Source organism: Paraburkholderia fungorum (assembly GCF_003610895.1).
Taxonomy (GTDB): domain Bacteria; phylum Pseudomonadota; class Gammaproteobacteria; order Burkholderiales; family Burkholderiaceae; genus Paraburkholderia; species Paraburkholderia fungorum_B.
This window is the reverse complement of sequence record NZ_MCAS01000014.1, coordinates 17,442-30,926: the sequence shown is the minus strand read 5'-3', so window position 1 is coordinate 30,926 and position 13,485 is coordinate 17,442. Positions and strand designations below refer to the sequence as shown.

11 protein-coding genes are annotated in these 13,485 nt (G+C 64.4%); 8 read left to right on the top strand and 3 right to left on the bottom strand.

What is annotated here, in order from left to right; genetic code table 11:
• Positions 1-359: 359 nt before the first annotated feature.
• The 7 genes from BCY88_RS15775 to BCY88_RS15745 all read left to right on the top strand — a co-directional run bounded on the left by BCY88_RS15775 (position 360) and on the right by BCY88_RS15745 (position 7,421).
• Entirely contained in the window at positions 360-728 is a 369-nt protein-coding gene (locus tag BCY88_RS15775) for a response regulator (protein ID WP_120345191.1), read from the top strand.
• Positions 721-1,344 carry a chemotaxis protein CheC gene (locus tag BCY88_RS15770; RefSeq protein WP_120345190.1) on the top strand — a complete coding sequence of 208 codons (624 nt, stop codon included), beginning with the start codon at positions 721-723 and terminating at the stop codon, positions 1,342-1,344. Before BCY88_RS15775 ends, BCY88_RS15770 begins: the two co-directional genes overlap by 8 nt.
• Complete coding sequence (locus tag BCY88_RS15765; RefSeq protein WP_120345189.1) at positions 1,341-2,279, top strand: sensor domain-containing diguanylate cyclase; 939 nt, start codon at positions 1,341-1,343, stop codon at positions 2,277-2,279. The genes BCY88_RS15770 and BCY88_RS15765 overlap by 4 nt, the downstream gene beginning before the upstream one ends.
• Before the next feature lie 249 nt (positions 2,280-2,528).
• Positions 2,529-3,377, top strand: coding sequence for a presqualene diphosphate synthase HpnD (gene hpnD / locus BCY88_RS15760; RefSeq protein ID WP_120345188.1), 849 nt, complete (start codon positions 2,529-2,531; stop codon positions 3,375-3,377).
• Between the two features lie 4 nt (positions 3,378-3,381).
• A complete protein-coding gene (gene hpnE / locus BCY88_RS15755) occupies positions 3,382-4,653 on the top strand; it encodes a hydroxysqualene dehydroxylase HpnE (protein WP_120345187.1) in 1,272 nt (423 codons plus the stop codon).
• Entirely contained in the window at positions 4,650-6,686 is a 2,037-nt protein-coding gene (gene shc / locus BCY88_RS15750; RefSeq protein ID WP_120345186.1) for a squalene--hopene cyclase, read from the top strand. The genes hpnE and shc overlap by 4 nt, the downstream gene beginning before the upstream one ends.
• A gap of 3 nt (positions 6,687-6,689) precedes the next feature.
• On the top strand, positions 6,690-7,421 hold the full coding sequence (locus BCY88_RS15745) for a phosphorylase (protein WP_120345185.1): 732 nt from the start codon (positions 6,690-6,692) through the stop codon (positions 7,419-7,421).
• 352 nt (positions 7,422-7,773) lie between these two features.
• Here the strand turns inward: BCY88_RS15745 and BCY88_RS15740 are convergent, their stop codons facing one another.
• Complete coding sequence (locus tag BCY88_RS15740; protein ID WP_120345184.1) at positions 7,774-8,763, bottom strand: MlaA family lipoprotein; 990 nt, start codon at positions 8,761-8,763, stop codon at positions 7,774-7,776.
• 2 nt (positions 8,764-8,765) lie between these two features.
• Entirely contained in the window at positions 8,766-11,381 is a 2,616-nt protein-coding gene (gene hpnN / locus BCY88_RS15735) for a hopanoid transporter HpnN (RefSeq protein WP_120345277.1), read from the bottom strand.
• A gap of 212 nt (positions 11,382-11,593) precedes the next feature.
• On the opposite strand from hpnN, the gene BCY88_RS15730 reads away from it, so the two are divergent.
• The gene (locus tag BCY88_RS15730) at positions 11,594-12,199 is read left to right on the top strand and encodes an MlaC/ttg2D family ABC transporter substrate-binding protein (protein ID WP_120345183.1); all 606 of its coding nucleotides are present in this window, start codon (positions 11,594-11,596) and stop codon (positions 12,197-12,199) included.
• Between the two features lie 123 nt (positions 12,200-12,322).
• On the opposite strand, the gene hpnH is transcribed toward BCY88_RS15730, so the two are convergent.
• Positions 12,323-13,483 carry an adenosyl-hopene transferase HpnH gene (gene hpnH, locus BCY88_RS15725; RefSeq protein ID WP_120345182.1) on the bottom strand — a complete coding sequence of 387 codons (1,161 nt, stop codon included), beginning with the start codon at positions 13,481-13,483 and terminating at the stop codon, positions 12,323-12,325.
• Positions 13,484-13,485: the final 2 nt, after the last annotated feature.

Here is a 13,485-nt window from a genome sequence, read left to right as displayed (position 1 = left end):
ATGTTCGGATGCATCTGCCGCGAGGACCGCCAGACAACGCGCACAACGCGTGACGAAGGCGCTCGCGGGAACAGAGCGCGGCAAGGGGACCAGCCCGATCCATGAAGCCGCGCGGATTCATCTACGGGGTAGGCTTCGAACATGCCGGTCATAGCCGTCGTCCACCGTGCTCGCACGCATCCATGCGCGCCCACGGCTTCCGTCAACAGCGCCTCACGGCGCGCTCCCCCCGCTCGTTTGCAAGCTGCATTCTCGCAAGCTTCAACCTGCTTTACCGCCGCTCGACAGATTGCGCGCTAAAGAAGCCGACGCTATCCGCCGTTAACCCGTACGAGCTAATTTTGCTTACCGACCCGCCCATGTCTTTGCCCATTGTGATCGCCGACGATTCGCTGCTTGCCCGCAAGGTGCTCACCAAGGCATTGCCGCCGGACTGGGATGTCGACGTCTCCTATGCGACGAACGGGCGCGAAGCGCTCGGCCTGTATCGCGAAGGCAAAGCGTCGGTGATGTTCCTCGATCTGACGATGCCGGACATGACCGGCTACCAGGTGCTGGAAGCTTTGCAACATGAGGACCTGAACACCTTCGTCATCGTCGTTTCCGCCGATGTTCAACCCATGGCGCAGTCACGCGTGCGCGCGCTCGGCGCCGCCGCATTCATCGCCAAGCCCGTGACGCCCGAGGCGGTACTACCCATCCTCAAGGAGTACGGGTTGTATGTCTGAGCCAGTCCTCAACGAAGACCGGCGCGACGCGCTGCAGGAGGTCGCCAATCTGGCGATGGGCCAGGCCGCGACGCGTCTCGCGCGCCTGCTCGACGCCTTTATCGAATTGTCGGTGCCGCGCGTGAAGGTGGTGGCGGTGAGCGAGGCGGCGGCGGCACTGCGCGAGATGACCGGGATCGAGGACACGGTGAGCGCGGTGCGCCAGGGGTTTCGTTCCGACATCAAGGGCGAAGCGCTGGTGATCTGCCGCAGCGACAGCATCGACCAGTTGTGTTCGCTCGTGAGCGATCCCTATTCGCGCTCGAGCTACGAGGCGGTGAGCCAGCAGGAACTCGTGTTCGACGTCGCGAACGTGCTGACGGGCGCGTGTGTCTCGTGCATTCTCGACCAGCTCGGCCGCACGCCGGTCTTTTCCGCGCCGGGTCTGCTCGGCGAAGCGATGACGCTCGACGAAGTGTTCCAGCCCGGCGTGCTGCAGTGGGAGGTTGCGCTGCTGGTCGAAGTCAATTTCACGCTCGAGGACCAGAGCTTTCGCGCTCACCTCGTGATGCTGATGGCCGAAGAGTCGATTAGCCATATGAACGAGGCGCTCGACGAGCTGTTGTCCAGCCTATGAATGTGCCTGTGGACTCATTGAGCGATCTGGTTGTCGAACGTGTCGGTTTTGGCATCTTCGTGCTCGATCGCGAGATGAACGTGCTGATGTGGAACCGGTTCATGCAGGACCATAGCGGGTTGTCGCCGGAACAGGTGGTTGGCAGATCGCTCTTCGCGCATTTTCCGGAATTGCCGCGCGTGTGGCTCTCGCGCAAGATCGAAAGCGTGTTCCAGCTCGGCAGTTTCGCGTTCAGTTCGTGGGAGCAGCGCCCGTATCTCTTCAAGTTCGATCACGACCGGCCGATTACCGGCGGTGTCGATTTCATGCAGCAGGACCTTACGTTCATGCCGCTCATGCGTGATCGCGAAGTGGTGGCTGTGTGCGTAACCATCTCCGATGTCACGCACGTGAGCATCGTGCAGCGCGAACGGGAAGAAGCGGTGGCCAAGCTGCAGGAATACGCCGACCGCGACGGTTTGACCGGCATCGCGAACCGGCGCTATTTCGAAGCGCGTCTGCGCGATGAGTACACGCGCTGGCAGCGCTACGGCGGCGAGATGTCCGTGCTGCTGTTCGATCTCGATCACTTCAAGAAGATCAACGACCAGTTCGGCCACGGCGTCGGCGATACGGTGTTGCGCGTGATGGCGCAGCGGGTCGCCGAGGTGGTGCGGGCGCAGGATACCTTCGGGCGCTTCGGCGGCGAGGAGTTTGCCTTGCTGCTGCCGTGTACGCCGCTTGAGGACGCCATGCGGGTCGCCGAAAAGATCCGCTGCACGATCGCCGACACGCCGGTCGAGGTGCAGGGCACGAGCGTCCCGGTGACCGCCAGCGTCGGCGGCGCGGCGGCGCGCGTGGGCGTGCCGGCCTACGACGTGCTCATCAACGAAGCCGACGCGGCGCTGTATAGCGCGAAGCGGCAGGGACGCAACCGCTCGGTGGCTTTCTCCTGATTTTTGCTGGCGACGCCGCTGTGCGGTGCCTCGCAGGCGCGCTTGCCGTCAAGCGCCCCGGTCCTTCTTCCGGCCCCTTATTCACCCTCGAAACTGCGGCATCTCACAAACGTTGTTATACTTTTCGCCGTTTCCGGCATCCCTGCCGGGTGTTTCGCGCGTGTCCGCGCGCGCGGGCCATCTGCGTTGCGCAGTAGGCATTAAAACTTCTTGAACGCCTTTCAGCGGGCGCCTCCAGCGGAGATCGTCTTGGCTGTTTCCAATCTTGTCGTGGACGATACAGAAATCGACGCCGCTGCCGCCACATCCGGCAGCTCGTTTTATCTCGCAATGCGCATCCTGCCGGCCGCGCAGCGCGATGCGATGTATCAGGTCTACGCCTTCTGCCGCGCTGTCGACGATATCGCCGACAGCGACATGCCGCGCGCCGAGCGCGCCGCCGCGCTCGAGCGCTGGCGTGCCGACATCGACGCGTGCTATGCCGGGTCACCGCGCGCTTCCCTGCGCGCGCTGACGCGGCACATTCATACGTTTCATCTGCAACGCGAAGATTTCCACGCGATGATCGACGGGATGGCGATGGACGCCGCCGCCGACATCTGCGCACCCGACGAAGCCACGCTCGACCTGTACTGCGACCGGGTCGCCAGTGCGGCGGGCCGTCTGTCGGTGAGGATATTCGGGATGCAGGAAGAGCCGGGTCATCTGCTCGCGCATCATCTGGGCCGCGCGCTGCAACTGACCAACATCCTGCGCGATATCGACGAAGACGCCGGTATCAATCGCTGCTACCTGCCGCACGAGTTGCTGGCGCGCGAAGGCATCGCCGTGACGAACCCGCTGCAGATCGCCGACGACCCGTCGCTGCCGCGCGTCTGCGCCACGCTCGCCGAACGGGCCAAGGAACACTTCGCCGCCTCCGACGCGATCATGGACCGCGAAGCGCGCAACCACGTGCGTGCACCGCGCATCATGTCGGGTGTCTATCGCGTGCTGCTCGAACGAACGCTCGAGCGCGGTTTCGACATTCCGCGTACGAAGGTCAGCAAGCCGAAACTGCGCATGCTGTGGATCGTCGCGCGTTACGCGCTCTTCTGAGCTGATGCCGAAGCTCATCCATGTGATCGGCGCCGGCCTCGCCGGCCTGGCCGCAGCGGTGCAATTGCAGCGCCGCGGCGCCCAGGTCGTGCTGCATGAGGCCGCCTCCGAGGCGGGTGGCCGTTGCCGTTCGTACTACGACGCGAGGCTCGGAGCGACCCTCGACAGCGGCAATCACATGGTGCTGTCGGGCAATGCCGCCACGCTCAACTATTTGCGTGCGATCGGTGCCGCCGACGAACTGGCCGGCCCGGCCCAGCCCGACTATCCGTTCGTGGATCTGGCAACGCGGGCGCGCTGGACCGTGCGCATGTCGCCGGGCCGTCTGCCGTGGTGGATTTTCGATGCGAACGCGCGCGTGCCCAATACCGGGCCGGGCGACTATCTGGCGCTGGTGCCGTTGCTGTTCGCCAAGCCCGCGCGCACTGTGGCGCAGACCATGCTCTGCAACGGGCCGCTGTGGGACCGCCTGCTGCGGCCGCTGTTTCTCGCCATGCTCAATGTCGAGCCGCGTGAGGCATCGGCGGCGTTAGCGGGCGCACAGCTCAGGGAAACGCTCCTTGCCGGTGGTGCGGCATGCCGGCCTCTGGTGGCGCGCAACGGTCTGAGCAGCGCTTTTGTCGACCCGGCGCTGCGTTTGTTGCAGCACGGCGGCGCGGCAATCCGGCTCGGCTCGCGCCTGCAGGACATGGTGTTTGCCGACACGGGCCCCGCTCGGGTGTCGGCACTGAATTTCGCGGACCAAAGCATCGCGCTCGACGCCAGCCAGGCCGTGGTGCTCGCGGTGCCGCCGGACGTTGCACAGACGCTCGTGCCCGGTTTGCGCTCGCCGAATCGCTTCGCGGCGGCCGTCAATGTGCATTTCGCCGTCGAGCCGCCGCTGGGTATGGCGCCGGTCACCGGGTTGCTCAATGCAACGGCCGACTGGCTATTCGCCTTCGAAGGCCGCGTATCGGTCACGCTTAACGCCGCTGAGCGCCGACTCGACACGCCGCATGAAACACTCGCGCAAACCGTCTGGGCCGAAGTGGCTCAGGCAGCCAATCTGCCGGCCGAGCCGATGCCGGCCTGGCAAGTCGTGATGGAACCTCGCGCGACGTTTGCCGCGTTACCGGATCAGGAAACGCTGCGTCCCGGCACGCGTACTCGCTGGAACAATTTGATGCTCGCGGGCGACTGGACGGCCACCGGCCTGCCCGCGACGATTGAAGGCGCGATCCGCTCCGGCCAGAAGGCCTCGGACACGCTGCTGAATCAACCGATGGAACGCCGATGAACGATTTATCTCAAGCCCAGCCGCTGGACGCCGTCCTGCCTGAATCCGACGATGCGCCGAACGTGATGCCGAACGATGCGTCCTTTGCCGCGCCGCAAGCGGTCGCTGCGTCGCTCGACGCCGCGATCACGCGCGCCACCGACGCGATCCTCGCCGCGCAGAAGCCGGACGGCCACTGGGTCTACGAACTCGAGGCCGACGCGACGATTCCCGCCGAATATGTGCTCCTTGTCCACTATCTCGGCGAGACGCCGAACGTGGAACTGGAGCAGAAGATCGCCCGCTATCTGCGCCGTATCCAACTGGCGGACGGCGGCTGGCCGCTCTTTACCGATGGCGCGCTCGACATCAGCGCCAGCGTGAAGGCATATTTCGCACTGAAAATGATCGGCGACTCACCGGATGCCGAGCACATGGTCCGCGCGCGCGAGGCGATTCTGGCGAACGGCGGCGCGGAAACGGTGAATGTGTTCACGCGGATTCTGCTTGCGCTATTCGGCGTGGTGTCCTGGCGCGCCGTGCCGATGATGCCCGTGGAAATCATGCTGTTGCCGGCATGGTTCCCGTTCCATCTGTCGAAGGTGTCGTACTGGGCGCGCACGGTGATCGTGCCGTTGCTGGTGCTCAACGCGAAGCGGCCGGTCGCACGCAATCCCCGGCGCGTGCGTATCGACGAGTTGTTCCGCGGCGCGCCGGTCAACACCGGCATGCGCGAGCGGGCACCACATCAGCATCAGGGCTGGTTCCGCTTTTTCAGCGGTGTGGATGTGATGTTGCGCATGATCGACGGCCTGTTCCCCAAGGCGACGCGCGACCGCTCGGTGCGCGAGGCCGTGCGCTTTGTCGACGAACGGCTGAATGGCGAAGACGGCCTCGGCGCGATTTTCCCGGCCATGGCCAACTCGGTGATGATGTACGACGTGCTCGGCTATCCGGCCGATCATCCGAATCGCGCGATTGCCCGTCAGTCGATCGAAAAGCTGCTCGTCATCAAGGACGACGAAGCATATTGCCAGCCCTGCCTGTCGCCGGTGTGGGATACCTCGCTCGCCGCGCACGCGCTGCTTGAAACCGGTGAGGCACATGCGGAACAGGCGGCTGAACGCGGGCTCGCCTGGCTGCGTCCGTTACAGATTCTCGACGTGCGCGGCGACTGGATCTCACGCCGCCCGAACGTGCGGCCTGGCGGCTGGGCCTTCCAGTACAACAACGCGCACTATCCGGACGTCGACGATACGGCGGTGGTGGCGATGGCGATGCAGCGCTCGGCGGCGCTGACGCAATCGGACGTCGATCGCGAAGCCATTGCGCGGGCGCGCGAATGGGTAGTCGGCATGCAAAGCAGTGATGGCGGCTGGGGCGCGTTCGAACCGGAAAACACCCAGTACTACCTGAACAACATTCCGTTCTCCGATCACGGCGCCTTGCTCGATCCGCCGACCGCGGATGTGTCGGGCCGCTGCCTGTCGATGCTCGCGCAACTCGGCGAATTCCCGCAGGGCAGCGAACCGGCGCAACGTGCGTTTGACTACATGCTGAAGGAGCAGGAGTCGGACGGCAGCTGGTATGGCCGCTGGGGCCTGAATTACATCTACGGGACGTGGACCGCGCTGTGTTCGCTGAACGCCGCCGGCCTGCCGCACGACGACCCGCGCATGAAGCGCGCCGCACAGTGGCTCCTGTCGATCCAGAACGCCGACGGCGGCTGGGGCGAGGGCGGTGAAAGCTACAAGCTCGACTATCGCGGCTATGAGCGCGCGCCGAGCACGGCTTCGCAAACCGCATGGGCGTTGATGGGCCTGATGGCGGTGGGCGAGGTGAATCACGAGGCGGTGGCGCGCGGCGTCGAGTATCTGCAACGCGAACAGCGCGAACATGGCCTGTGGGACGAAACGCGCTTCACGGCGACCGGTTTCCCGCGGGTGTTCTATCTGCGTTATCACGGCTATCGCAAGTTCTTCCCGCTGTGGGCGCTGGCTCGCTTCCGTCATCTGAAACGCAACGGGCTGACCCGCGTCGCGGTCGGGATGTAACGCATGACGTTTCCGACCACGCCGCTAGCTGGCGACGGCCATGACACCTTGCCGGTGATCGTGGTGACGGGAATGGCGTTCGAAGCGCGCATCGCGCGCGGCAAGGGTGTCGAGGTGGTCTACGCGGCGCGCGCCGATCTGCTGGAGCGGGCGTTGAGCGCGGCGGTGGCGCGCGGTTGCTCGGGAATCGTCAGTTTCGGTACCGCGGGTGGTCTGGCGCCCGATCTCGCGCCGGGCACGCTGATCGTCGGGGAGGCCGTCGAGGGGCCGTTTGGGCGGCTCGAGACCGATCGGGCATGGGCGGACAGGCTCGCCGCCGCGCTGTCGACTGGACCGCTCACGGTGCGTCTGCGGCGCGGGCTGATGGCTGCCGTGACCGCGCCTTTGGTCACCGCCGACGATAAGCGTGTGCTGCATCGCTCGACTGGGGCTTTGGCCGTTGACATGGAGTCGCACATTGCCGGCGCGACCGCCGCCGCGCATGGCCTGCCGTTCGCTGTGTGCCGGGCGATTGTCGATCCGGCGTGGCGGACGTTGCCTTCTGCCGCGACTGCGGGCTTGCGGGACGATGGCACGACGGCGTTAGGGCCGATCCTGCGGGAGCTGTTGCGGCAGCCGTCGCAGCTCGGGGCGCTGATTCAGGTTGCTGTCGATGCGCGGGCGGCGCGGACTTCGCTGGTGCAGGCGCGGCATGCGATGGGGGTGGCGGGGGTTTTGCTGATGGCGATTGCCTGAGGGCGGTTTTTTTGCTGCTTTTGGCCTTTGCTTGTTGTTTGTGTTAGTGGTTTATTAGTGTTGCCCCTGTGCGGGGCGGCACCTACTTTTCTTTGCCTGCCGCAAAGAAAAGATAGGCAAAAGAAAGCGGCTCAAACCGCCAGCTCTTAAGCGGGTCCCCCGCGCAGCCACGGTAGTGGTGCATCTGGAATCTGTGCTCTCGCACATTCCGCCCTGGTGACAAGGCAGTCATTCTTCCGGCAGCGCTGCGCGCGCCGACGCGGTACCTCATGAAACCGCTTCGCTTCGGTCTGCTTACGCCCGCTTTCATGGCGCGCCGTCCGCGCGCGCCCGGTCGTCTGATACCCATCCCCTATTGCGTCGCAGGGACCGCCTCCGGCGGTTTCTTGCTCGCGGGCGTGGTTTGTTCGGCTGGGGCCGGCGTTGCTACGCCCGATGCCGCCGCTGGGGCGCTTGGCGTCTCGCCTGGGTCTGTGTAGTTCGGGACGCCCGCGGGGGCGCCTGTGGCGCTTCCTGAGGCTGCGTTCGGGGCTTCGGCGTCGCCGGGGTCCGTGTAGTTTGGGACGCCTGTCGCCGCGCCTGAGGCGCTCGAGGCGCCGGCGGCCGGTGCGGCGGCGCCGGAGTCGCCGCCCTGGTCGTCGTAGTTCGGGAGCGGCGCGGCGTTGTCGCTCGTGCCGCGCAGGCGCGCCTTACGCTGCTGGGTATAGGCGTCGCGTACGAACGAATACTTGTCCAACGCGGCCTGCTCCAGCAGACTCGATGCCCCCAGCAGGTCGGAACGCACGCTCACGAACTGCAATACGTACAGCGGATTGCGCTCCGCCGGCTCGATGTAGTTCAACGGGTTGAACTTCACGTCCACCACCAGACCCATGCTGTCACGCACCGTGCTCGGGCCGAATAGCGGCAGGACAAGGTAGGGGCCCGACGGAATGCCCCAGTGACCCAGCGTCAAACCGAAATCCTGGTGGTGCTTGGGCAGGCCGGCCGGCGTCGCCCAGTCGAGCAGGCCGCCAAGTCCAAAGGTCGAGTTGAACGCGAAGCGCACAATGTCTTCGGTCGCGTCGGTGATCTTCAGTTGCAACAGGTTGTTGGCGGCGTTGGTCAGGTCGCCCAGATTCGAGAAGAAGTTGCTCACCGCCGTGCGCAACGGCTGCGGTGTCACCTTTTGATAACCCTTTGCGACTGGAACGGCAACGAAGCGGTCCAAACCGTCATTGAACTTGAAAATCACACGGTTCGCCGGCTCGAACGGGTCGCCCGGTTTGCGGTCGGGGCCGGTCGCGCAGCCAGAGATCAGACCGGTGGCGGCCAGCGCCAGCACGGTGGTTCGCAGCTTCATGCTTATATTCCTTTCTGCTTCGCGCGACGTTGGCGCGGCTTGCCCATCAGGACGGGTTGGAACACCACCGCGCCGATCAGCGTGCAAAACAATGAGAGTGCCAGCAAACGCCCCATACTCGACGTCCCCGGATGGTGCGATAGCCAGAGGCTGCCGAACGCCGTCGCCGTGGTCGCCGCGCTGAACAACACGGCATGCGTGAGGCTCGACTGCAAAAGGCTAGTCTGCCCGTGGCGCCACGCCATGACGAAGTAAATCTTGAATGCTACGCCAACGCCCAGCATCAGCGGTAACGCAATGATGTTCGCGAAGTTCAGCGGCATGCCGAACACCACGCACAACTCCAGCGTCACCAGCGCCGACACCAGCAGCGGAACCAGCGTGCGCAGCATGTCGCTGAGGCGCCGCAGCGCAATCCACAGCAGAATCGCGATCGACAGCAAGGCCCAGCAGGCAGCCTGGAGGAATGCCTTGATGATCGTGTCGGCGGAATGCAGGATCGAGATCGGGCCGCCGATCGCGCCCGGCTCGGCCTTCTTCACCGCGTGGGCGAAGCGGGCGAGCATGGCGTCGTCGTTCGGATCGACACCGGGTTTGACCTTCGGTGCAATGTCGACAAGCGCGTGACCGTCTTTCGAGACCCAGCCCGTGGAGATCTCCTTGGGCAGGTTGTCGCGCGTAATCTCGGTCGGCTGCAGCAGATCCGCCAGTTGCTTCAGGGCGATGCGCAGCGGCTCGGACATCGCGGTTTCGGCGCGCTCGCGCGTGGCGGCGTCGGCGGCGGCCAGCTTTTGCAGCGTGGCGGACAGATGCTTGGCTTCGGCGGCGCCCGGCCCCGGGTGGTCGTCGGCTGCGAGCGAAAGCTGGTTCGACGCGCGCTTCAACGCGGCGACGCGCACCGCGTCCGTGGCCTGGGGCGCGGGCTGCTGTTGCAGCGCCGGCAAGAGTTGCTGCGCCGCACTCGCAATCAGCATCAGCTTTTGCTGCTGTTCGATCGGCACGAAGCTGTCCAGCGTGGTCACGCGGCCCACTTCCGGCAGCGTGCGCAGACGTGCGGCCTTCTGGTCCGCGTCGGCCAGAGTCGGCGCCAGCACGCTCACGTTGTTGACCGCCGCTTCCGGCGAGTCCTTCAGCGACAGCAGCGTTGCCATCGATTCCGTATGCGGGTCCTTCAGATGCAGCGGGTTGAAGTCGAAACGCAGATGCGTGAGCAAGGGCGTCGCGCCGATCACGACGATCAGCGTGCCGATCAGCACCGGCTTGCGATGGCGATCGAGAAAATCGTCGACGGGGGCGAGTTGCTTGAAGCCGGGGGAAACGGGCTCGACGGGCGGGTTGAAGACCTTCAGCAACGCGGGCAGGAGCGTCATGTTGGTGAAGTAGGCGACGAACATGCCGACGCCGGCGATCTCGCCCAATTCCGACACGCCACGGTACGCCGTCGGCAGGAACGAGAAGAAGCTCAACGCGACCGCCACGGCAGCGAGCGTCAGCGGCACGCCGATGCTGTGCGCCGTATGCATCAGGGCGGCGGACAGGCGGTCGTCGCGATTGCGCTCCTCACGGTATTTGACGCCGAACTGCACGCCGAAATCGACCCCGAGTCCGACGAACAGCACCATGAAGGCGACCGAAATCATGTTGAGCGCGCCGACCAGCAGCAGGCCGAGCGCTGCGGTGATGGCGAGCCCGACGAACAGGGTGATGAACACGGCGAGAATCATGCGGCCCGAGCGCAGCGCCAGCCACAGAATGACCAGCACGACGATGAAGGTGCCGATGCCATTGAGCACGGCGCCGTCCTGGACCGACGCGAACTCCTCGTCCGCGAGCGGCTGTTCGCCGGTCAGGCGCACCGTGGCGCCGTAGCGCGTGTCGAGGTGCAGCGAGGCGGCAGTGGCGCGGATCGCTTTCGATGCGCTCGCGCCCGGCTCCAGCGCGTCGTAGTTCACAACCGGCTGCACCGTGACGAAGGCGCGCGCCGGATCCGTGGCGACGCCCTTGTCGACCAGCGCACGCCACGAGAACGCCGCGGGCTGGCCGGCCAGCACGCGATCGAGCGTGGTGGCGCTTTGCGACAGCAAATGACTCATGTCGGCCAGCTTGACCTGGCCGAGCTGCAGCGGCAGCAGCAGACTCGTGGTGAGCGTGCCGGCGAGACCGGTCAGGCTTGGATCGTGCGCAAGTGCATTGACGAGCGGACGCGACTGGACGAGCTGCGAGGTGGTCGAGAGCACTTCATCGGTCGACGGGAACAGCAGGCCATTGTGTTCGAAGAACGGGCCGCCGGCGGGCTGCGAAACCGCGACGAACTCCTTCGGATCGGCCTTGAGCGCGGCCGTCAGGGCATTGGCGGCGGCATCGGCAAACTCCGGGGCGCGGGCTTCGATCACCACCAGCACGGTGCTGCCGCGATCGGGGAAGGCTGTGTCCATGGCATGTTCGAGCGACGACCATTGCTTGTCGGTCTCGATGAGACGGCTGATGTCCGTGTTGATCTTGAAGTTATGGGCGACGTAGACGCCGCTCAAAATGGCGAGCACGACTGACAGGGCGATGATCCGTAACGGATGACGCACCGAATAGGCGACGAGACGGACGATAGATGACTTCAGCATGTAGGCGGAGGTGGCCTTATCACGAATGGTGTTTTTGACGAAAGTGCACAAGTATACAGAGCCGGAGCGACTCGGCTCCACTTCGGTAGCAAGCCAGGCTCCCGGGCGGCGCGACTGGGGTGGGAACGCAATATCGGTATACTGGTCTATCCTGCTTTCGCCGTGGGCTCGTGAGCCTGCCGGCGCTTACTTCCTGGGGTTTTGGCGAGCGTATGAAACGTTATCTGTCTGCTTTTCTGGCTGCGGCCGTGGTGTCCACTGCAGCCTATGCGCAAAGCGCGCCTGATGCGGTGGTGAAGAGTGCTGTCGAAGGAACGGTTTCCGCGATGAAGGCCGATCCGCAGGCGCGCGGCGGCGATATGGCCAAGATCACCGAGCTGGTTCAAACGCGCTTTGTGCCGGCTACCGACTTCCAGCGGACCACGCGGATCGCGGTCGGCAAGGCATGGAGTACGGCGACCCCGGAGCAGCAGAAGCAGTTATATGACCAGTTCACGCTGCTGCTGGTACGCACTTATGCTGCTTCGCTTTCGCAGTTGCGCGATCAGGACGTGAAGTTCAAGTTCTTGCCCGTCAACGTGGCGGCCGGCGCCAAGGACCTGGTTGTGCAGTCGCACGTAATCAGCAATGGCGGCGATGATGCCATCGATTACCGGCTGACCAAGGGCGCCAACGGCTGGAAGATTTACGACATCAACATGATGGGCGCCTGGCTGATTCAGGTCTATCAGACCCAGTTCGCCGATCAGATTTCCAAAGGCGGCGTTGACGGGCTGATCAAGTTCCTGACCGCACATAACGCGCGAAGCGACGGCTAACGTTACGTCACGCCCAAAGAAAAAGCGCGGTGGCAATCAGGCCACCGCGCTTTTTTTACAATATGCCCGTCATGGGGCGGACAAAACTGCACCAAGGGCGGCCTGGGCCGCCCCGCTGACAGCTTAGTGTGCGGAAGCGGAAGCCGCCGTCTGCACCTTCTTGCCCTTACCCGCACGCCCAATCTCTTCCAGCTTGATCTCGACGTGGCGCGAGAACACGTACTCGGCCGGACGTTGCTTATCCAAAGCAATATCCTTGACGAAAGCACCGGAAGTCTTCGGACCGCGCAAGCTGACCTTCAACGCCTTCAACGGGTGCGCCACCGTATCCATCACGGCAGTCGCCTCGAAGCCGCAGTGCACCATGCAATCCGCGCACTTTTCGTAGTTGCCCGTGCCGTACTTTTCCCACTCCGTGGTTTCCATCAATTCCTTGAAGGTCTTCACGTAGCCTTCGCCGACCAGGTAGCACGGCTTCTGCCAGCCGAACACCGTACGCGCCGGGTTGCCCCAGGGCGTGCACTCGTACGTCTGATTGCCGGCCAGGAAGTCGAGGAACATGCCCGACTGGCTGAACGACCAGTTCTTGCCGTTGTTGCCGCGCTTGAAAATCTCGCGGAACAGTTGCTTGGTCTTGTCGCGGTTCAGGAAGTGCTGCTGATCCGGCGCGCGCTCATACGCATAACCCGGCGAGACGGTGATGCCGTCCACACCCATCGGGCCGAGCGTATCGAAGAATGCAGCCACGCGTTCCGGCACGGCGTCGTTGAACAGCGTGCAATTGATGTTCACGCGGAAACCGCGGCGCTTTGCTTCCTTGATCGCGGCGACTGCCTTGACGTACACGCCTTCCTGCGAAACGGAGTGATCGTGCGCCTGCTCGTCGCCGTCCAGGTGAACCGACCAGACGAAGTACGGATTCGGCTCGTAGTCGTCCATTTTCTTTTCCATCAGCAGCGCATTCGTGCACAGGTACACGAACTTCTTGCGCGCGATGATGCCCTTCACGATCTGCGGCATTTCCTTGTGCAGGAGCGGTTCGCCGCCCGCGATCGACACAACCGGCGCGCCGCATTCGTCGACTGCGCCAAGGCATTCTTCGAGCGACAGACGCTGATTCAGGATGGGATCCGGATAGTCGATCTTGCCGCAACCATTGCAGGCAAGATTGCAGCGGAACAGCGGTTCCAGCATCAACGCGAGCGGGTAGCGTTTATTGCCAGACATATGCTGGCGCATGATGTAGGCGCCGACCCGGACTTTCTGTAGCAGCGGAATAGACAAGA

Coding starts and splice junctions, on each gene's coding strand:
- BCY88_RS15775 (WP_120345191.1), top strand. CDS start 360: ATGTCTTTGCCCATTGTGATCGCCGACGATTCGCTGCTTGCCCGCAAG.
- BCY88_RS15770 (WP_120345190.1), top strand. CDS start 721: ATGTCTGAGCCAGTCCTCAACGAAGACCGGCGCGACGCGCTGCAGGAG.
- BCY88_RS15765 (WP_120345189.1), top strand. CDS start 1,341: ATGAATGTGCCTGTGGACTCATTGAGCGATCTGGTTGTCGAACGTGTC.
- hpnE (WP_120345187.1), top strand. CDS start 3,382: ATGCCGAAGCTCATCCATGTGATCGGCGCCGGCCTCGCCGGCCTGGCC.
- shc (WP_120345186.1), top strand. CDS start 4,650: ATGAACGATTTATCTCAAGCCCAGCCGCTGGACGCCGTCCTGCCTGAA.
- BCY88_RS15745 (WP_120345185.1), top strand. CDS start 6,690: ATGACGTTTCCGACCACGCCGCTAGCTGGCGACGGCCATGACACCTTG.
- BCY88_RS15740 (WP_120345184.1), bottom strand. CDS start 8,763: ATGAAGCTGCGAACCACCGTGCTGGCGCTGGCCGCCACCGGTCTGATC.
- hpnN (WP_120345277.1), bottom strand. CDS start 11,381: ATGCTGAAGTCATCTATCGTCCGTCTCGTCGCCTATTCGGTGCGTCAT.
- BCY88_RS15730 (WP_120345183.1), top strand. CDS start 11,594: ATGAAACGTTATCTGTCTGCTTTTCTGGCTGCGGCCGTGGTGTCCACT.